The 21282-nt window shown below is 44.2% G+C and carries 14 protein-coding genes; 3 read left to right on the top strand and 11 right to left on the bottom strand.

What is annotated here, in order from left to right; all coding sequences use genetic code 11:
* Positions 1 to 92: 92 nt before the first annotated feature.
* The 4 genes from hisD to AC57BQ_RS10720 all read right to left on the bottom strand — a co-directional run bounded on the left by hisD (position 93) and on the right by AC57BQ_RS10720 (position 4827).
* Positions 93 to 1379 carry a histidinol dehydrogenase gene (gene hisD, locus AC57BQ_RS10735; RefSeq protein ID WP_496406279.1) on the bottom strand — a complete coding sequence of 429 codons (1287 nt, stop codon included), beginning with the start codon at positions 1377 to 1379 and terminating at the stop codon, positions 93 to 95.
* A gap of 76 nt (positions 1380 to 1455) precedes the next feature.
* Positions 1456 to 2307 (bottom strand): ATP phosphoribosyltransferase, encoded by an 852-nt coding sequence (gene hisG, locus AC57BQ_RS10730; RefSeq protein ID WP_090468242.1) that lies wholly within the window; start codon positions 2305 to 2307, stop codon positions 1456 to 1458.
* 313 nt (positions 2308 to 2620) lie between these two features.
* Entirely contained in the window at positions 2621 to 4138 is a 1518-nt protein-coding gene (locus AC57BQ_RS10725; RefSeq protein ID WP_496406278.1) for a hypothetical protein, read from the bottom strand.
* Positions 4139 to 4335: 197 nt separating this feature from the next.
* Positions 4336 to 4827 carry a D-glycero-alpha-D-manno-heptose-1,7-bisphosphate 7-phosphatase gene (locus AC57BQ_RS10720; RefSeq protein ID WP_496406277.1) on the bottom strand — a complete coding sequence of 164 codons (492 nt, stop codon included), beginning with the start codon at positions 4825 to 4827 and terminating at the stop codon, positions 4336 to 4338.
* 394 nt (positions 4828 to 5221) lie between these two features.
* On the opposite strand from AC57BQ_RS10720, the gene gltB reads away from it, so the two are divergent.
* Positions 5222 to 9739 (top strand): glutamate synthase large subunit, encoded by a 4518-nt coding sequence (gene gltB, locus AC57BQ_RS10715; RefSeq protein WP_496406276.1) that lies wholly within the window; start codon positions 5222 to 5224, stop codon positions 9737 to 9739.
* Positions 9740 to 9745: 6 nt separating this feature from the next.
* Positions 9746 to 11224, top strand: a complete 1479-nt coding sequence (locus AC57BQ_RS10710; protein ID WP_496406275.1) for a glutamate synthase subunit beta — start codon at positions 9746 to 9748, stop codon at positions 11222 to 11224.
* Between the two features lie 87 nt (positions 11225 to 11311).
* Here AC57BQ_RS10710 and AC57BQ_RS10705 read toward each other — a convergent pair whose 3' ends face one another.
* The 5 genes from AC57BQ_RS10705 to AC57BQ_RS10685 form a co-directional block, all read right to left on the bottom strand.
* Positions 11312 to 14881 (bottom strand): TraB/GumN family protein, encoded by a 3570-nt coding sequence (locus AC57BQ_RS10705; RefSeq protein WP_496406274.1) that lies wholly within the window; start codon positions 14879 to 14881, stop codon positions 11312 to 11314.
* A 145-nt stretch (positions 14882 to 15026) separates the two neighbouring features.
* Positions 15027 to 15464: a carboxymuconolactone decarboxylase family protein gene (locus AC57BQ_RS10700; RefSeq protein WP_496406273.1), complete on the bottom strand. Its 438-nt coding sequence runs from the start codon at positions 15462 to 15464 to the stop codon at positions 15027 to 15029.
* Between the two features lie 83 nt (positions 15465 to 15547).
* Entirely contained in the window at positions 15548 to 16120 is a 573-nt protein-coding gene (locus AC57BQ_RS10695) for a Crp/Fnr family transcriptional regulator (RefSeq protein ID WP_496406272.1), read from the bottom strand.
* A gap of 126 nt (positions 16121 to 16246) precedes the next feature.
* Positions 16247 to 16672, bottom strand: a complete 426-nt coding sequence (locus tag AC57BQ_RS10690; protein ID WP_496406271.1) for an SRPBCC family protein — start codon at positions 16670 to 16672, stop codon at positions 16247 to 16249.
* A gap of 80 nt (positions 16673 to 16752) precedes the next feature.
* Positions 16753 to 17067: an ArsR/SmtB family transcription factor gene (locus AC57BQ_RS10685; RefSeq protein ID WP_496406270.1), complete on the bottom strand. Its 315-nt coding sequence runs from the start codon at positions 17065 to 17067 to the stop codon at positions 16753 to 16755.
* Positions 17068 to 17249: 182 nt separating this feature from the next.
* On the opposite strand from AC57BQ_RS10685, the gene AC57BQ_RS10680 reads away from it, so the two are divergent.
* A complete protein-coding gene (locus AC57BQ_RS10680) occupies positions 17250 to 17783 on the top strand; it encodes a DUF4142 domain-containing protein (protein ID WP_496406269.1) in 534 nt (177 codons plus the stop codon).
* Here the strand turns inward: AC57BQ_RS10680 and AC57BQ_RS10675 are convergent.
* Positions 17775 to 18977, bottom strand: a complete 1203-nt coding sequence (locus tag AC57BQ_RS10675) for a DUF763 domain-containing protein (protein WP_496406268.1) — start codon at positions 18975 to 18977, stop codon at positions 17775 to 17777. The genes AC57BQ_RS10680 and AC57BQ_RS10675 overlap by 9 nt on opposite strands.
* Positions 18978 to 19222: 245 nt before the next feature.
* Complete coding sequence (locus AC57BQ_RS10670; RefSeq protein WP_496406267.1) at positions 19223 to 21136, bottom strand: AMP-dependent synthetase/ligase; 1914 nt, start codon at positions 21134 to 21136, stop codon at positions 19223 to 19225.
* Positions 21137 to 21282 lie beyond the last annotated feature (146 nt).

Genomic DNA, 21282 nt, shown 5'->3' with positions numbered 1-21282 from the left:
TATAGAGCTGGTAAGAATAGCTACGAGATTGCTTCGTCGTTCCTCCTCGCAATGACATATTTGATAGAGAAACGTTGTTCTTTAATTATATTTTAATTTTTATTCCTTATTGATACCGCATTAGCATGTGCATGTAAGCCCTCTAATTCGGCCAGCGTTTGCACTGTGGGGCCAATATTGTTAATGCCCTCACGGGTGATATGCTGAAAGGTAATCTTCTTGACAAATGAATCAACCGATACACCCGAATAAGCCCGGGCATAGCTGCTGGTTGGCAGGGTATGGTTGGTTCCTGAGGCATAATCGCCGGCACTTTCCGGGGTTAAATTACCCAGGAATACCGAGCCTGCGTTGATGATATAACCGGTGATCTCCTTCCACCTTTCGGTAGCCAGTATCAAATGTTCCGGCGCGTACTGATTGCTGAAATCCATAGCTTCCTCCAGATTGGAAGTAACTACGATATAAGAGTTATCAATAGCCAGTTTAGCTATCTCGGCACGGGGCAAGGTTGGTAATTGTTTCTCCACTTCGGCCAATGCTTCCTTTGCTATTTTAGCAGAGGTACAAACCAGTACCGACTGACTGTCGATACCATGTTCGGCCTGTGCCAGCAGGTCGGCAGCGATGTAGGCCGGGGTAGCGGTTTCATCGGCAATTACCAATACTTCTGACGGGCCCGCGGGCATATCAATAGCCGTTGTTGTAGTTGATTGGATGATGGTTTTTGCTTTGGTAACAAATTGATTACCAGGGCCAAATATCTTATCAACTTTAGTGATGCTTTCGGTACCATAAGCCATGGCCGCAATAGCCTGTGAACCACCAACCAGGTATATTTTATCGATACCCAATAGCAGCGCCACATAGGCTATAAATGTATTCACCTTACCGTTTTTTTGCGGCGGCGAACACACCACAATTTCACGGCAACCCGCTATACGGGCCGGGATACCCAGCATCAAAAAAGTGCTTGGCAAAACGGCCGTTCCGCCGGGTATGTATAGACCCACTTTTTCAATCGGTCTTAACTCGCGCCAGCAGGTAACGCCGGGCATGGTTTCCACTTTATCCTCGGGTTTTACCTGTGCCCGGTGAAATTTATAGATATTATTATAGGCGGTTTCCAACGCGGCTTTTTGTTCTGCAGATACCGATTCGGCCAGTTCTTCCAGATCGGTTTTGTCCAGGTACAGGTTACTTAATTCAACCTTGTCAAATTTCCTGGCATATTCGTACAGGGCACTGTCGCCATGTTGCTGCACGTTATCAATAACTTCTTCAACAATGGTGCGGATCTCATTAGCCGGATCAACATTACGCTGAACCAGTTTCTGGATATCGGTGCTACTTAAATCTGAATAATTGTATGTCTTCATTTTTCAGTTTTGAGTTGGCAGTTTGCTTTATTTACAGTTTCAAAATGCTAACTGCAAACCGCCAACTGCACACTAACTATAAAATTATCTTCTCAATAGGCATTACCACAATGCCTTGTGCGCCGGCTTGTTTCAGCTGACTTATCCTGTCCCAGAAATCACGCTCAGGGATCACGGTGTGTACTGCAACCCACTCAGGCTCGGCCAATGGCACTACCGACGGACTTTTTACGCCTGGTAATAAAGCGGTTACTGCTTCAAGGTTACCTACATGAACGTTAAGTACCACGTACTTAGTTTCTTTGGCACGTAAAACAGACTGGATACGCTGAATCAGCTCCTGTACCAGGTGATTGTCTTCGATAGTTTTGCAACCGATAAGCACGGCTTCTGACGACATGACATCGGCAAATGGCTTCAATCCGTTACTTTTGAGGGTACCGCCTGTTGAAACCAAATCGCAGATAGCATCGCTCAGGCCGAGGCCCGGAGAAATTTCCACGGAACCCGAAATAGTACGGATATCTGACTGGATCCCTTGTTGTTTGAGGAATTTACCTAAAATAACCGGGTAGGTGGTGGCGATGGCTTTACCGTTCAGGTCGCTGAGGTTTTGAATATCGTTGTTGTTGGGCACGGCTATTTTCAGCGAGCATTTGCCAAAACCAAGGCGTTGCAGGTAGCTCACCTCCACTTCGGTTTCCTGTATCACATTTTCACCTACAATACCCAGATCGGCAATGCCATCCTGAACGTATTCGGGGATGTCATCATCGCGCAAAAAAAGGATCTCTAAAGGGAAGTTGGAAACTGGGGAGATAAGCGAGCTTTTGTAATTTTCGAAATTTAAGCCGCAATTTTTTAGTAATTCAACGGATTTTTCGTTGAGACGACCAGATTTCTGGATCGCTATTTTAAGTGTTTTCAAAAGATTGAATTTAAGAAACTATGATAAAAAAGAGTATAAACGGAGGTTGTTATTTCGCGTAGAAACATACATATTAGCTGATCACCACATGGTGGTGATGCAGATGAAGATGATGTAGTGCGATACCGTTCATTTTTATATAGTAAAACTATGGATTAGCTGTCGCAAATATAGACAGATGTTTTTTAAATCAAAATGTTTGAATCAGAATTTACCGAATTTTAGGATTTTCAAAATAATTGACCTCAAACTTTAGCTATTTTACAATTCTGTAAATTCCGTACGGTTGACCATTTCAAAATTATAATCCGTTCTACTGCTCCTCGCATTCATAAATACCACCTTCTTCACCAAAATCTTTGATCAGCTTCAGTGATTTTACTTTTTGGATATCTTTTAGGTTGATCAGTTCTGGGTTTTCCAATACGTTGAACCAGATGAGGTAAAAGTGTTTCTTCTTATAGAAACTGGCAATATCTTTTTTGAAGAAGCGGTGCGGTACCAGGTATGACGACATGCCCGAGAAGAAATAAACGGCCTCGTGTGCATCGGTATAAATGGTCACCTTGGGCTTAAACATGCTTTTATCAATATGTTTTAAATAAGCCGCAAAGGGCGACTCCAGCCAATCGTCAGAAGTATAGCCGGGGACACCGTAACTATCAGCTATCTGCTCGCTATAGCGCTGTTTATCTATAAAAAACTCCTTGGTTACAAAGCCCAGCATCATCACTATAAATACGGCGGCTACAATGCGGCGGGTGGTTATGTTGCTGATCTTCTTCAGTATCAGCAAACCCCAGCTGGTATAGCCCCAAAGCGCCGGAATAAAAATAGGCGCCAGCAAACGGTGATTGATCCGTTCGTAACGCGAAAAGGTGGAGGAAACGAGAATGAACAAGCCATATACCAAAGCAAATGTAATAGCCAGATTCTCAAAACTATCCAGCCTGCGGCGATAGTAATTGTAAGCCAGCGCCGCTATAAAACCCAATAACATGATGGTAGCAATTGGTGTGGCCAGGTAGTATTGGTTGGGAGTAAAACCCATCCAGTCGCACATTACGGTACCGAAATAGTACAGGTTTTTCCCGAAGGAGGTAATAGAAGGCTCGCGGGGGCCGGTGGTAGTACCTGACATGAACGCATTGAACAGGAGGTTGCTCACCAACAGCGATATACAAACAAAGCCGTATATAATAATATGTACGATCTTCTTTTTAAGTGGCAATACCCTATCCAGCAGAAGCAGCAAGCCGCCGGTACCCACAATAGTAACCGCAGCATACCGGGTAACACAGCCTATAGCCGCTATAATGGCAGCTACTAACAGCGGTTTAAGGGTATGTTTTAAAAGATATTGCCTGAAAGCGACCAGGAACAAAAGCGTTTCGAAAATGAATAAGGTCTCAGACCATAAATAAGAGTACACCTGTAGCAGCGCCGGACTTAGCACGATGGCCACCAGCATCAACCATTTATAAATGCGTGATGTGGGTACAAAGCGGTGCATGATCCATCCGCTGGTATATATTAAACCGGCAAACATCAAACCATTCAACACCGATCCGTAAATGACCGGATCAATACGGGTAATGAATTTGATACAGCCCAGGAAAATAGGGTAGAACACCGGGAAATCAACGATGGGGATATGATTAAAGGTTTGCAGCGTGCCGTTGGTATTTAAGCTCCGGGCGGCGCTCACATACATGATAGAATCGGGCGAGATACCTATTCCGCTATAACTACAAAATATACGCACGGCAAAAAAACCAAGCAGCGCGGCTATAAAAGTGTCGTAATTTTTTAAATAGCGGTTTAGTTGCATGTGATGTTTTACTGGTTAATAGGGATAAAAGTTGTATGAAGGGAAAATGTTTTAAAAATATGTATTTCATAAACACGTCATTGCGAGCGTAGCGTGGCAATCCCTAACTCTACAGAGCAACTTTGCATATTTGCCCTGCTAATCGGGGATTGCCACGCTACGCTCGCAATGACGTGGTTTTATATATAATTGGACTCTTATTTTATTTGATCCAGCACCGTACTTATAGGCTGGTCGCTGTCTATTAATATACCTTTAACACCGGCGGCGGTTCCGGCTTCTACGTCACGCTCACGGTCACCGATAAAGTATGATTTTGTCGGATCGATATCATATTTGGCAATGCCTTGTAGTAATAAACCCGGTTTGGGTTTGCGGCAATCACAATCGCCGGTATACAGCGGGTGATGCGGGCAATAAAAAAAGTCGGTTATCTCCACACCATGTTCGTGGTAGGTTTGTTTCAGGAGAGCATGCATTTTGGCCAACTCCCCTTCGGTATACCAGCCTTTAGCCAGGCCGCCCTGGTTGGTGGCTACCAGTAACAGGTAACCGCGATCTTGAAGGGTTTTCAGGGCTTCAAAATTGTCCAGTATATGAAAATCTTCCAGGCGGCGCACGTAGTCGCCCATTTCCTGGTTAAGTACCCCATCACGATCTAAAAAAACGGCTTTATTTTTTGCTGGCATCAGTTTTAAATTTTGTGCGAAGTTAACAATTCTAAAATTTAGGTTGAATTATGCCTTAATGTAAATAGTACATTAATTTAAATGGAGTGTTATCCTATAGAATACATAGATAAATCGCACAAAATTTAATTCTGTTATAACAAAAATTACCGCTGCTATAATTGAATATTGCTTTGTTTGTGCAACTTTATATCGATTCTAAATAAGAAAATTTAGTGTTTCATTTTCTTAATCATAATATTCTGTATTTTTTGTTATGGATTTGTTAAATAAACATTACTTCGGTAATGGATTTTTTAGATATTTTAAAAAATAACCGATAATTTTATAATTTATGTTGGATTTAGTAATTTCGTAGTTACACCCTTTTTATAAAACTGGTTTAAATTTTACGATGAATCAAACTGAGAGCCACCAGGGCCTTTACCGGCCAGAATTTGAACACGACTCCTGCGGAACTGGGTTTATAACCAATATTAATGGTCATAAATCTTACCAGATAATTGACGACGCGCTAACCATGTTGGAAAATATGGAACACCGCGGCGCCTGCGGATGCGACCCTGAAACCGGCGACGGCGCGGGTATACTGATACAATTACCACATGAATTTTTGATGGAAGAATGCTCAAACCTGGAGATCAGCCTGCCTGAACCCGGTGAGTATGGTGTGGGGATGATATTTTTTCCGAAGGATTCGGCACAAAAGAAATCCTGCCGTAATGTGATCACCAATGCTATTGAAAAGTTGGGTTTGATCAAACTAGGTTACCGTAAGCTTACTGTTGATTCTATGGCTGTTGGCGAAACCGCCCGCCAGGCCGAACCGGATGTTGAGCAAATATTTATTGCCAGACCGGGCAGTATTACCAATGCCGATGATTTTGAACGTAAACTGTTTATACTAAGAAGATATATTAACAAAACCATCGTTGAAACTATTCCCGGCGCTGGTGAGCATTTTTATTTTACATCGTTATCATGTAAAACCATTGTTTACAAAGGACAGGTTACCACCTATCAACTGCGTAAATACTATTCAGACCTGAACGATCCGCGTATCGCATCTGGCTTTGCCATGATCCATTCGCGTTTCTCAACCAATACTTTCCCGTCATGGAAACTGGCGCAACCATTCCGCCTGATTGCCCATAACGGCGAGATCAATACCCTTACCGGTAACTTAAACTGGTTCTACTCCGGCTTAAAATCCTATGCTTCGACCTATTTTAGTGCCGAAGAGATGGAAATGATCATGCCGGTGATCGATAATAACCAGTCAGACTCTGCCTGCCTGGATAACATCATCGAGATCTTGCTACACTCTGGTCGTTCATTACCACATGTAATGATGATGCTGATCCCTGAAGCATGGGACGGCAACGAGCAGATGGATCCGGTTAAAAAAGCCTTCTACGAATACCACGCTACTTTAATGGAGCCTTGGGATGGTCCTGCGGCCATCAGCTTTACCGATGGCAAACTGGTAGGCGCTGTGCTTGACCGTAATGGTCTGCGTCCGCTGCGTTATGTGATCACCACTGATGGTCGTGTAATTGCCGCTTCCGAAGCAGGTACTTTGGCTATTGACGAAAGCACTGTATTACGTAAAGGCCGTTTACAGCCAGGCAAAATGCTGCTGATCGATACTGAGCAGGCACGCATTATTACCGACGAAGAAATTAAACAACAGATTGCCTCACAGCAGCCTTATGGCCGTTGGTTGGAGAATTATAAAATAAACCTGAGCGAACTGGCCGAACCGCGTTTGGCATTTGCGCCATTGTCTGAGCCGGCTGTGTTCCGCTACCAACAGGTGTTTGGTTACAGCCGTGAGGACCTTGATACCATCATTAAACCGATGGCTCTTGATGGTAAAGAACCAGTGGGTTCTATGGGTACCGATGTGCCTTTGGCTATCCTGTCAGATAAACCTCAACACCTGTCGAGCTATTTTAAACAATTTTTTGCCCAGGTTACCAACCCGCCGATAGACCCTATTCGCGAGCGTTTGGTGATGAGCCTGGCTACTTTCATCGGTAACAACGGCAACCTGTTGGATGAAGATAAAATGCACTGCCATTGCGTAGTGCTGAAACACCCAATATTAAAAAATCACCAGTTAGAGAAACTGCGCAGTATTGATACCGGCCTGTTCCATGCCAAAACCCTGCAAACTTACTTTAATGCCGATGGCATGCCGGGTTCGCTGGAAAAAGGTATAGCCAGGCTTTGTCGCTATGCCGAAGATGCCGTTGATGACGGTTTTGAGGTATTGATCCTGTCAGATCGTGCTATTGATTCTGAGCACGCGCCTATACCATCGTTACTGGCGGTATCTGCTGTGCATCACCACCTCATCAAAAAAGGTCGCCGTGGCGCCGTAGGTTTGGTTGTAGAAACCGGCGATGCCTGGGAAGTACACCACTTCGCTTGTTTGCTGGCCTTTGGTGCTACCGCTATTAATCCTTACCTGGCCCTATCAACCATTGAAACGGTTAAAAATAATGGCAGTCTGGAAACTAGCCTGGATATCAAATACCTGCTTAAAAACTATGTGAAATCGGTTAATGATGGTTTGTTGAAGATTTTCTCAAAAATGGGGATCTCTACATTACAGTCATACCACGGTTCGCAGGTGTTTGAAATATTAGGTTTAAACCAATCAGTAGTCGATCGTTATTTCTCTGGCGCCGTTACCCGTATCGGTGGTTTAGGACTGGATGAAATTGCACGCGAGGCACTTTGCAAACACCGCATCGGCTTTAGCGCTAAAGCTGCGGATAATTTACTGCCCGAAGGTGGTATCTATCAGTGGAAACGCAGGGGCGAGGCTCATTTGTTTAACCCAACTACCGTACACTTATTACAGCATGCTACCCGTAGCAATGATTACGAGGTATATAAAAAGTACGCTAAGGAAATCAACGAGCAAACCGAAAAGCATTTCACCATCCGTGGTTTGCTTGATTTTGCCCACCACCGTGAAGCCATCAGCATTGATGAGGTTGAACCGGCCGAAAACATCATGAAACGCTTTGCTACAGGCGCCATGTCATTCGGTTCTATCTCGCATGAGGCGCACAGCACCATGGCCATCGCCATGAACCGTATAGGCGGTAAAAGTAATACCGGCGAAGGTGGTGAGGACGAAATGCGCTACGAAGTATTGCCAAATGGCGATTCTATGCGTTCGGCTATCAAACAGATCGCTTCGGCACGTTTTGGAGTAACTTCCAACTATTTGACCAACGCCGATGAGCTACAGATAAAAATGGCCCAGGGTGCAAAACCGGGCGAGGGCGGACAATTACCTGGTCATAAAGTGGATGACTGGATCGCTAAAACCCGTCACTCTACACCGGGTGTAGGTTTGATATCTCCGCCGCCGCACCACGATATTTATTCTATCGAGGATTTGGCCCAATTGATATTCGACTTAAAGAATGCTAACCGTGCCGCGCGTATCAACGTAAAACTGGTTTCAAAAGCCGGTGTTGGTACTATTGCCGCGGGTGTTGCCAAAGCACACGCCGATGTGATCCTGATTGCCGGATATGATGGCGGTACTGGCGCATCGCCAATAAGTTCTGTAAAACATGCGGGCTTACCATGGGAGCTTGGCTTAACAGAGGCTCATCAAACATTGGTACGCAACAAACTACGCAGCCGTGTGGTATTGCAAACAGATGGTCAGTTAAAAACCGGCCGTGATTTGGCTATTGCCGCCCTGATGGGTGCCGAAGAATGGGGTGTTGCTACGGCTGCCCTTGTCGCCGGCGGCTGTATCATGATGCGCAAATGCCACCTGAACACCTGTCCGGTAGGTGTGGCCACACAAGATCCTGAACTGCGTAAACTGTTCTCAGGCAAACCTGAGCATGTGGTTAACCTGTTCCGCTTTATGGCTGAGGAATTGCGTGAGATCATGGCCGAACTGGGTTTCCGTACCATTCTGGAGATGGTGGGCCGCGTTCAGTTCCTGAAAGTAAAAGACCATCTGGATAACTGGAAAGCTAAAAAGATCGATCTGTCCGGCATTCTGCACCCGGTAACCAATACCAAAGGCATGACCCTGTATAACAGCGAAAGCCAGGATCACGGCATGGCTGATATACTTGACTGGAAACTGGTTGAAAGTGCAAAAGTTGCTTTAGAAGATAAAACCCCGGTATTCGCGTCATTTGATGTAATCAACGTTAACCGTACCATTGGTACTTTGTTATCAAACGAGGTGTCTAAAAAATACGGATCGGCAGGATTGCCTGATAATACCATCAACTATAAATTCAAAGGCTCCGCCGGTCAAAGTTTCGGCGCGTTTGCCACCAAAGGTTTATCCTTTGAGTTGGAAGGCGAAGCGAATGACTATGTAGGCAAAGGCTTATCAGGGGCACAACTGGCTATTTACCCGGCGGGTAATGCCACCTTTGTACCACAGGATAATATCATCATCGGTAACGTGGCCCTGTACGGCGCTACATCCGGCGAGTTGTTTATCGGCGGTATGGCAGGTGAGCGTTTCGCGGTACGTAACTCAGGTGCTACCACGGTTGTGGAAGGTATAGGCGATCACGGTTGCGAATACATGACTGGTGGCCGCGCGCTGATACTGGGCAAAACAGGTCGCAACTTCGCAGCTGGTATGAGCGGTGGTATAGCATGGGTGTATAATCCTGAAGGTACATTTGCCGAGAACTGTAACACAGAGATGGTTGATCTTGATCCGCTATCGTTACAGGACGCTGAGCAGATACAAACACTGTTACGCAAGCACATCAGCCTAACCGGCAGTAAGCTGGCACAGCAGATCCTGGGCAACTGGGCGCAAGCATCTACACAGTTTGTAAAAGTGTATCCGAAAGAGTATAAAAAAGCAATAGAGAAATTACAATATCAAACAATAGGCTAAATTTCAATGGGAAAACCAACAGGATTTCAGGAGTTTAACAGGGAATTACCAACCAAGGTTCCTGCTGCTGAACGCGTAAAGAACTATAAAGAGTTTGTTAATTTATATACAGACGAAAAGCTGAACCAGCAATCGGCCAGGTGTATGAATTGCGGTATTCCGTTTTGCCATTCGGGATGCCCGCTGGGAAACATTATTCCAGAGTTTAACGATGCGGTGTATCGTAAAAACTGGGAAGAAGCGTACCATATTTTATCGTCAACCAATAACTTCCCTGAGTTTACAGGTCGTATATGCCCTGCTCCATGTGAGTCGGCATGTGTGCTGGGTATTAACAAACCCGCTGTAGCTATTGAGGAAATTGAGAAACATATTATCGAGATTGCTTACCAGAAAAACCTGGTAAAGCAAACCGCGCCGCTGGTTAAAACCGGTAAAAAGGTAGCTGTAGTAGGTTCAGGTCCGGCAGGACTGGCAGCAGCAGCCCAGCTGACCAAAGCAGGGCACGCGGTTACCGTTTACGAGCGCGACGATAAACCAGGAGGCCTGTTACGTTATGGCATCCCCGATTTTAAACTGGAAAAATGGGTTGTAGAGCGCCGTATTGAGGTGATGGAGAAAGATGGTGTTGTATTTAAATGCAATAGCGAGGTTGGTGTTAACGTAGCTGCTGACGAACTGGTGCGGAATAACGATGCCGTAGTATTGGCAGGCGGTTCAACCATACCGCGTAACCTGAACATCCCGGGCCGTGAGTTTAAAGGCATCCACTTCGCGATGGACTTTTTGAAACAGCAAAATAAACGGGTAAGCGATATTCAGGTTCAGGGTGAAGATATCCTGGTTAACGGTAAAGATGTAGTAGTGATTGGCGGTGGCGACACCGGTTCTGATTGCGTGGGTACATCAAACCGCCAGGGTGCAAGCTCTATTAAACAGTTTGAGGTGATGTTTCAACCGCCCGAGCAACGCACTAAGCACATGCCATGGCCAACTTACCCTATGGTGATGAAAACCACCAGCTCACACGAAGAAGGCGCCGAGCGTTTCTGGGGTGTAAATACCCTGGAGTTTTTAGGCGACGAAGAAGGTAACCTGAGAGCGCTTAAAGTAGTTGATGTGGAGTGGGAGCAGGATTTCCTGGGTCGCCCGGTAAAATTCAATATAATAGAGGGTTCTGAGCGCGAAATACCTTGCCAGCGTGTATTCCTGGCGATGGGCTTTTTACATCCGCAGCATGTGGGTATGATCCAACAATTAGCTATTGAACTGGACGAGCGTAAAAACGTAAAAGCAAAAGAAGGTGTTTACCGTACCAATGTAAGCAAAGTATTTACCGCTGGCGACATGCGCCGTGGTCAATCGCTGGTGGTATGGGCCATATCTGAGGGCCGCGAAACAGCCCGCAAGGTTGATGAGTTTTTGATGGGGCACTCCGTGCTCGAAAGCAAAGACGCTGTTAACCAATTTGACCAAGTATTTTAATTAGCGTGTTCTAATTTGAATTATAAATCCAAATCCAAAAGCCGGGTTCTTGAAAAAGACCCGGCTTTTTTGTTGTAGTTAAGAGGATCACTTACCGGCTTTGGTAAGCTCCTCTTTATTTTGCTGCTTAAGTTTCAACATCAAGCCTTTGGCCTGTTGCTGCCAGTTGGTTTTCTTGGGCGAACCATCAAAATAAGCATGATAGCTGCTGAAATCCAATTTGGTTGATCCCGGGGTGTAAGGGCCGCATATACCGATGTATAACGCGTTTTCGTCATAGTAGGGCAGGTTGTATTTAAATACATAGTAAATACCCCCTTTATCCGGTAAGGTACCCAGCAGGCTCATGTTTTTGGGTACATTTTCATCTTCGGTATTAACCAGGGACTGGTAGAGGCTGAGTTTGGCAAATTCAACCTGGCTTTTGTATTTAAGCGGTACCCGCGATAGTTGTTTTTCATTACTCAACGTTTCCATTAAAGTATAACGGTTCTCTATACTATCCAAAAGCTGATTTACCAATTTTTGATCGGTAACCAAATGATTCACTATACGAGTGGTCACAGCTTCGTACAATTGATTTCCGGCATGGTCATCACGGATAAGCTTTGCTGTAAATCGTTCTGTTACGGGCTGATTTTTGATGGATTGCATCAGATGGAGATAATAATAGCCTGAGGAGAACCATTTATTATTAACCGTATCTGTTTTTGAAAGATAGGCATCCAGATCTGCCTCGGCATATTGCGTTAGGTTGGTAAAATGGGTTTTTAATAATGGTAAATATTTCTCCTTAACGTCGGTATACTGCATCTGTTGCGTAATGGAAAGCAGTTTTTTACGATAATCCGGGTATTTTAATAAAGGCAGCAGACGTTTAAAATTAACAGCCGTGTATTCAACAGAATCACTCAGCGGTCTGAAAGCCGGGTAAACATTATCAGTTTTTAACTCAGGCGAATTGGTTAACAGATCGAGGTAAATATCATAGCCCTGTTTTTTATCTACCTCGGGGATAGTAGCCAGAATGTTCACCTTAAGCTGATCGTCCGTATCCGGGCTTTTGAAAAGCGAAGTTAATTTGTCGATGGTTTTGCTGTCGTTTACTTCAGCCAGTGCCTTGATCAATTTTGTACGTGCTCCTTTACCGCTGGTATCATCGGCGTATTTTTTATCAAGTGCCTTATAAACAAAGGGAAGCTCATCCTTATCAAATTTATAGTATGACAAGGCCCCGAGTGCTGCTTTATAGGTACCCGTATCGGTTGCAAGCAGGTCGTTAGTTATTAATTCGGCTTTTGAAGTATTTAAGTCAATTGCCGGGGTAGTGCCCGTTTTAATTAAGGAGTTGTAAAAAGCATTATTGTTTTCATCAAACAGCTCTTCATTGGCCATACGACCAAAAAAATAAAAAAGGTCGGCATTATCAATAAATACCCGGTACCGCCATTTTTCTTTGGATCCCTTTTTCTGGGATACAAATTCACGGCCTTTAAGCCCGTTTACTAATATCGTATCTGTTTTAACAAGAGAATCGGTATAATGAACAAGCTTAGGGATCAGATAACTGAATAGCGAATCGATATTTTTTATTCTGTAGTATTTGCTGATGACATCATGCTCCAAAGTATATAAGCCCCCCGATGCAGGGTTGGTTGAGTAAGAGTCGGATACTGCCTTCAAAAACGAGGTATGACTATGAGCAGTATCAAAGGCTGTTTTTATTTTTGAAAAGCCCGCTGCCGAAAATGTACCGTCGTCAATTTTAAATGGCGTTAACGTTTGTTTTGCATAAGGTGTAAATTTAAACGACTCAAAAAAGTCGTCACTCGGCTGCTCCTTTGATCCTTCCTGCAGGTTTTGCTTCATTAAAAGATAGATCCGGTTTCCCCTCACAAATATTTGTGCCTTGCAGTTGTATTTATCAGAAAGCATAAAATTAAACTCTCGGCCTTCATATCCGTCTTTAGATATTTGCTTGATCTTGCCGATTGGTGTCCCTTTTGCTTTTATTTCGTTTACCAGTACGTCAAAAAGCTTGCCCTGGTAAGCCAGGTACTTTTGCGCAGGGTAATCATTATAGCGTATAATATAGTTCTCTAAGTTAACGGTGTCGGTTACATAATAGATCTTCATCCGGAAAGGATCGCCGTGAATATCACTGGGGTCTGGTGTTTCTTTTTCGATCAGTTTTAACTGTCCGGGCAAATGCAGCGTAAATGCACCGGTATCATTTTTTACAGTTATCCAACCTGGATTAGGCTTAGCAAGCGGCTTAAAGCTTTTAAATGAATTAAAAAAACGATTGGCATAAGCCGAGTTAACCGTTGCCTCATCATTACCGCCATACAGGCAATACAGGTAGTTGTTATCAAATAAAAGCCTGTATTTTAAAACATTATTATTCGATCTCATAACTATATCGGTACCTTTTAACCCGTTTACCGCCACAGGTTTTTCACTCAGGATATGATTTTTCTTATCTGCTTTAAACCTGTTGATCATGCTTTGCATAACTTCTGCCTGGTTTGCAGGTTTTTGATCAGAACCTTTTTTTAGAGCAAAGGCGCCAAAAAAAGTATCATTTGCGATATCAGCATAAAGGGTTGTGTTTACGCCCAAAAGCATATTGGTTTTGATGGGTTTAAAAGGCAGATCTATAGAATAGCCATTATTTTCTTCCGTATAAGTTTGCCATGGGAGTCTGGAGTAATCGGTATTATAGTTGTTGGCCACACCTGTAAAACTCGCGTTAACCGGTGTTAGCGTATAACCTGCTTTTTTGAGTAAGGCAATAATACCATGCTCACCTGGCAAATGCGCTACGCCGACGGCTGTAAACAGCGATTGATCTTTCATATGCAGCATCATGCCGTTTGCCATTACTTTGTTACGGGCAATAATTTCATCATTACTGATGTTGTTTTCGTCCATGAATGCTAAAATACTTTCCAGGTTGCCGGTGCTGTATACTTTGGTCATCCGTTCGGTATTTTCAAGATCTTGATCTTCATCCTCATCAAGCAGATCTTCCAGTTTTGATTTCAGATCGGCTTTTGAGCCAAAATGTTCGTCGAATTGTTGGGCGGCGTTCTCAACTCCATAAATGCTTTTGCCCATACCACGGGCTACGCCGTATAAATAAGCGTCGACAAAGGTTTTTTTGTCATCGGCTTTTTTCTTTTCGGGTTTCATCATTGATTCCAGCTGCAAGGGGTCGAGGTTGCCCATAGGATATCCGTTCTTTTCCTGGAAACGTTTGGCCAGCCGGGCATAATCATCTTTGTTAAGCAGTTTACGGATGCTGCGCGTACTGTCTTTTTCACGTAGGGTTTCAAACATTTTACCGATCAGCGTATCCGGGTGAACCTCAAGCGCGAAAGCCTGCGAATTTTGGATAGCCAGCATCACGGAGTCGCTAAAGCCAAAGGCCCGTTTATCTTTCACGTGCATAGTGCCAAACAGGTAGGAGGGCTTGGTTAAACCTTTCCCACTGATACGCCAAAGCAAGGTATAGCCGTTTTTTTGCTGGGCCATAACGGTTGACAGGGAAATAAACAGGAAGAACAGGAACATAGCGCATCGTTTCAGGATGCCCGGAAAAGAGTGCCCGCCACGTAAGGGCTTCAGGAGCTTTGCAAGATAAGGTTGGGTCATAAACTATTGTAAAAACCGCTTTAAATAGCGGCCTACTAATATAACAGATATTATTTGCTGTAAATAAACAGAGAGTTAATTTTTTCGAGCACATGTCCTGAAAAAAATTAACTCTCTGAAATGGTTTAAGAATATTTTTGGAGACTTACAAACCTGGCTGCATACCAGTAGCAATACCTATCCGGTTCCAGGCGCTGATGTTCACGACGGCCATAATAACCTGGGCCAGGTAGTGTTCGTCCAAAACGCGGGCGGCTTCTTCATAGGTTTTGTCAGATACATGGTTTTGTATCAGGGTAACTTCTTCGGTTAAGGCCAGTATAGCACGCTCTTCTTCGGTAAAGAAGGGGGTTTCGCGCCAGGCGTTCAGGGCATAAATGCGTTGTTCCGTTTCGCCGGCTTTGCGGGCATCTTTGGTGTGCATGTCGATACAATAAGCACAGCCGTTTATTTGCGAAGCACGTATTTTGATCAATTCTCTATGTGTTTTGGTTAAGCTGCTGTGTTCAATATAATTGCTTAAAACAGCTAATGCCTTGTATGCTTCAGGATCTGCTTTGGGGATTGAAATTCTTGCTTTCATTTTCTTTGTGTTTTTGTGATATCCAAAGTTGCGGACAAAACAAGCCCCGAAAAATGAATCAAGATTAAGAAATACAGGGCTGGTTAAACTTTTTTTGCCCGTATTTTACTCATGAACTGTGGTGTAAAGCCCAGGTAGGAGGCCAGCATATATTGTGGTATGCGCTGTATAAAATCGGGAAAAAGACTGCTGAAATGACGATAGCGCTCTTCATCGCTCATGCTGTAAATGTATTCGATGCGCTTTTGAGAAGCGGTAAATGCCCGCTGCTGCACTATGCGGAAGTAACGCTCCAATCGGGGAACTTTTTCAAAAAGCTCTTCCAACTTGAGTTTGCTGATGCTGATGACCTCAGAATTTTGGACTGCCTGGATATAATAGCTTGATGGTTTGCCGCTCTCAAGACTTCCATGATCGCTCATCCACCAGTTTTCAATAGCAAACTGGGTTATTTGTTCGTTAAGCTTTTTATTGATGAAATACGTCCGCAAACAGCCTTTGCTCACAAAATACAGCTCGCGACAAATATGTTCTGACTCCAGCAGGAAAGTTTTCTTTTTAACAGATTTTACCGTTACAGCCTTGCCAATCAGTTCTATATCAGCTTCGCTAAGATCTACGAATTTTTTGATATGGTTGATGAGGTTGCTCAGCATAATTTACAACCCGAATATAATAAGAATTACTTCACCCTGTACGGGAGACGCAATTATGCGTCTCTACGTTTTATTTTTTGTAGAGACGCATAATTGCGTCTCCCGATATTCAGAGGTTACTTTATACTACGCCTTTTCTACATATTCCTTCAGCATACGACCAACAATCTCGGTCCATCCGGCGGTAAAGCTTTCTTTGGCGAAATCTTTTAGCGGCGGGAAGGTTTCCAGACCTGTATGGGTCAACACAAGCCTGGTTTTATCACCTTCGGGGAATAATTCCCAGGTAACTACCGAATCACCTTCGTAAGCCTTATATCGCCAGGTATGTGATAGTTTTTTGCCTTCAATAACTTCAATTACGCGGCACAGGTGAACGTATATTTTATCTTCGCTTCCGCCGTTGAAAGTAAATTCAAAACCTACTTCTGGTTTAAAGTCAGGTATGTCAAAATACCATTCCTTCATTTGGTTGTTGTCGGTAATAGCCTGCCAAACACGCTCGACAGGGGCGTTATAAATTCGGTCGATCACAAATGGTTGTGCGCTCATATATTCTCATTTTTAGGTTTATAATTATGTTCTCAGTTTGAAAAGCGGTGTTTTAGCTTTCAGCTTTATGCCTTCTGCTTTTAGCTTCCTTCTTTATCCAGGAAATTGCCAAGGGCATCCAGTTTTTGCATCCAGAACTGGCGGTATTGTTCGGCCCAGTCGGTTACTTCCTGTAGCTGGCGCAGATCGGCCTGGCAAAAACGTTCCCGGCCCTGTTGTTTAATCACCAGCAAACCGCATTCGGTTAATATTTTGATATGTTTTGATACCGCGGGGCGACTGATGTCAAAATTATCGGCCAGGGCGTTTAAATTCATATTGTTGTGGGCAATCAAATTGATGATCTCGCGCCGGGTAGGATCAGCAATGGCCTTAAAAACGTCTCTTTGAAGCATAGTTAATAGTAATTTGAAACCGTTAGGTTACAAATATAAATGAAACCTTTTGGTTACACAAAAGAAAAATGAAAAAACTAAATAAGTAACAATTGGGATGGATAACCTGATAAACGGATGCTTTACTAAACCTAAAGGATTAATTTTTGTTAAACTTTATGTAAAATACATGCAAATTTTAAATGAAGCAGATACCAGGAATATTATTAGGGTTGATTACCCTGATTTTGATACAGGGGTGTACGGATAATAAACGCCCCAGTAATTATAACAACGAACCTACCGTTAATGCAAGGGAAGAAGCTTTTTTGAAAGACGCTACGGAGGCCAGTCAGGCTGTTGTTAAAATTTCGGATCTGGCTATGTCTAATTCAAAAGATCGACAGGTTGTCCGGTTTGCAAAAGTGATGATGGATAAGCACACCCAGCTTGGTGCCGATTTAAAAAAGCTTGCGACCGATAATTTTGTAACATCAGAAGATTCCCTGAATACCGCTCACCAACAATTAATTACTGATCTTGGAAAAAAACAGGCAAAGCAGTTTGATAAGGCCTATTTACAGGAAATAATTGATGCGTACGAACCGGAGATCAAGCGATACACTTTTGCCAGCCGCTACCCAAACGCCAATGTAGCTGATTTTGCCAAACAAAAGCTGCCGGTTTTGCAGGCACAATTAGATTCGGCAAAGGCCATTGCGACTGAATTAAAATAGCTTTAATTGTTGTTGTACCGGCGGTTTGGCCCGGCCCATTACGGTGCGACCACCATATTTCCAGGAATCTTCGCGCTCACGGGCTATCACCTGCTCAAAATTGGCGTTGGGTGTAAAATCTTTTTCGGCGCTCTCGGCTATTTTCGACAGGCGTTTGATGGCCTCGTTCTTTTCCGATTGGCCTATTTTAGCTTTATAAACGGCGTTTTGCAAAGTGCTGATAGTTTCGTCATAAACTTTGGTTGGTACGGGGAAGGGGTGACCATCCTTACCGCCATGTGCGAACGAAAACCTGGCCGGGTCTTTAAAACGCGATGGTGTTCCGTGGATCACTTCGCTTACCAGCGCCAGCGACTGCAATGTCCGGGGTCCTAATCCCTGCAATAATAACAACTCTTCAAAATCGGCAGGCTGCTTTTCGTGGGCCAGCCAAAGTACAGCGCCCAGTCGCTTCAGGTCCACATCCTTCGCCGTAACGTGATGATTATTGGGCATCACCAGTTTATTAATTTCCCGTAGCATCTGCTCTGGATTTTCGGAGGCTATCTGCATTACGCCGTTACGGGAACTATCGGCCTGCTTGTCGGTCATGTTGAGGATAAGGCCATGATTTTGCCCGTAAATAAACGTATGCGGATCGTTAACAAAAGAGGTTAATTGTTCCGAATGCCAGTGATACCTGCGTGCCGTGCTGCTGGCGTCGCTCATGCCTTGCTGTACCACGGCCCATTTACCGGTATCGCTCAGAATAAAATTATGCAGGTACAGCTGGAAACCATCCTGTATAGCGGTATTATCCACCTTGGCGCTCAACTTACTGCATTTAACCAGGTGATTACCGTCGAGCCCTATAGTTTCGCTGATCTTCATCAATTCGGCCGGGGTTTGTTTGGAATATTTGCCTTTGCCGCCGCAGATATAGATCCCCAGCTCGCGGCTATGTGGATTAATGGCCCGTTTAAGCGCACCCATCACCGAAGTGGTAATACCCGACGAATGCCAGTCCATCCCCATCACTGCGCCCAGGCTCTGAAACCAGAAAGGATCGCTCAGGCGGCGCAGTACTTCATCCTTGCCGTAATCTATCACAATGTTCTCCACCACGGCCAGGCCCAGCTTAGCCATACGCTCGGCAAGCCATTGCGGCACATAACCATAATGTAAGGGCATATCGGCACTCCCGGATCGTTTCATACTAACAAAGTTAGCAAAAAAGACCGTTGATTTTTTTGATTACGCTGATTGCGTTGATTTTTCTGAGCCTTTTCTTCTCCGCACGTCATTGCGAGGTACGAAGCAATCTCTATACTATACAGAGTGAACTTTTATGGTTGACCTGCCTATGTAGAGATTGCTTCGTACCTCGCAATGACGTGATGGTTAAATAGATAGTTAAATCTATCAACGAAATCAATGTAATCAAAAGAAAAATCAACGGTCTAGTCAGCCTCCGTCTCCTGCAGATACATTTCGTCAATATCGGCAGCGTATTTCTTTTCGATCACTTTGCGTTTGGCTTTCATGGTAGGGGTTATCTCGCCATCGTCCATACTGAAGGGGTTGCGTTTTACCTTGAAGGCTTTGATACGCTCAAATTTGGCCAGTTCGTGGCTTAGTTTGCGCAGATCCTGGCCAACCCAGTCAACCAGTTCTTTATCTTCAATAAATACATCAGGCTGTTCAAAAAACGCGTCTTTAAGTCCAAAAGTTTCCTGCATGGTTTCGCGCGATGGTACGATGATGGCCGTAATGTATTCGCGTTTATCACCCACTAAAAATATCTGTTCAATTTTAGGGCTTTTAAGATAGGTGTTCTCTACCGGGGTAGGATATATGTTTTTACCGTAGGCATTTACCAGCATGTTCTTCAACCTGTCGGTTATTTGCAGGTTACCGCGGTAAAACCTGCCGATATCGCCGGTGTGGAACCAACCATCTTTATCGATCACAGTAGCGGTTTCTTCGGGTTTGTTCCAGTAGCCTTTCATTACGCAATGTCCGCGCACAATGATCTCGCCTTCTTCCGATTGCAGGTCTTCCTTAAAGTTATCGTGCGTTTGTATGGTATAAATATGCTGTGTTTCCACATTTTGGATAGCCACCTCAATACCCGGAATAATACGGCCAACAGTGCCATAAATTACCCGGTGATATTCGGTAACGGCCATAACCGGCGATGTTTCTGTTAAGCCGAAGCCTTCCAGGATCACAATACCCAGATCGCCAAAAAACTCGCCAATGTTGCGTGGCAAAGCGCCGCCGCCCGATACCATGAACTTTAAGCGACCGCCGGTTTTCTCCTTGATCTTGCTGAATACCAGTTTCTCGGCAATTTTATGCTGATTTTTTAAGATGATGCCTGGTTTTTTACCGGCTTCCTGAACCAGACGGTATTTTTTACCAATCTCCAGGGCCCAAAGGAATATTTTTGATTTTACGCCTCCGGCAGATGTTCCGTTTTTGATAGCCTTATCGTGGATACGTTCCAGTAATCGCGGTACGCAGCACAATACGGTTGGTTTAACCTCGGCCATGTTTTTGGCCAATAGCTCCAGGCTTTGTGCAAAGGCTATGGTACAACCCTTCGACAGGCAAATATGATACGTGGCCGTACGCTCAAACACGTGCGACAGCGGCAGGAACGACAGGAACAGATCTGTTTTCTCAATATACGGGATCTGGATCAAACTATTGATCACGTTTTGGGTAAGGTTATGATGCGTCAGCATAACCCCCTTCGGGATACCTGTAGTACCTGATGTATAAATGAGGCAGGAAATATCGGTAGTTAAAATAGCTTCGCGGGCGGCGGCAATAGCATGTTTATACTGCTCAACCAGGGCAAGGCCTTCCTGTATCACCTGGTCAAAGCCAACCACACCGGCATTCAGGCTTACTTTGTCGCTATATTTTTCAAAGTCGTCAAAAGCCGGTATAATACGGATCAGCGACTCGCAGCTATTGGCAATTTTTAAAACTTTCCTAAACAGAAAAGGGTTGCCCACCAAAATGGCTTTAGCGCCCGAATCGTTCAGGATATATTCGATCTCACTTTCGCTAAGCGTAGGGTAGATGGAAGTGTTGATGGCGCCGATCTGCTGCAGGGCCTGATCGTAGTAAACATAATCCGGACCGTTCTCGATAATGAGCGAAAGACGGTCGCCTTTTTGTACACCCATGCGCAGGAACCAGGCCGATATCGCGTCAATTTTTTCTAATGCCTGTTTATAGGTGATTTCAACCCAGGTATCTTTTACCTTGTGCATTAAAAAAGTATGACTATCGGGATGGATATTGGCTACAACGTTACGTATAAAGCCGGGAACAGTTGAAGATTCAATTAACTGGTTCATTAAATTAAAAAGGATTTACAGACATCAAACTTATGTTTTTTAAACCTAAAACTAAAATGAAATGGTATATATCCCCAGTTTAGGGTAGAGGGTGCTGATGTGATGGATCAGGCAGCTACATGTGCGCTGTCTGAAGTCTCTGACTT

Source organism: Mucilaginibacter sp. BGA-UO-ETr-C110, from assembly GCF_059567985.1.
The sequence above is the reverse complement of the archived record's forward strand: the minus strand, read 5'-3'. Positions and strand labels throughout refer to the sequence as shown.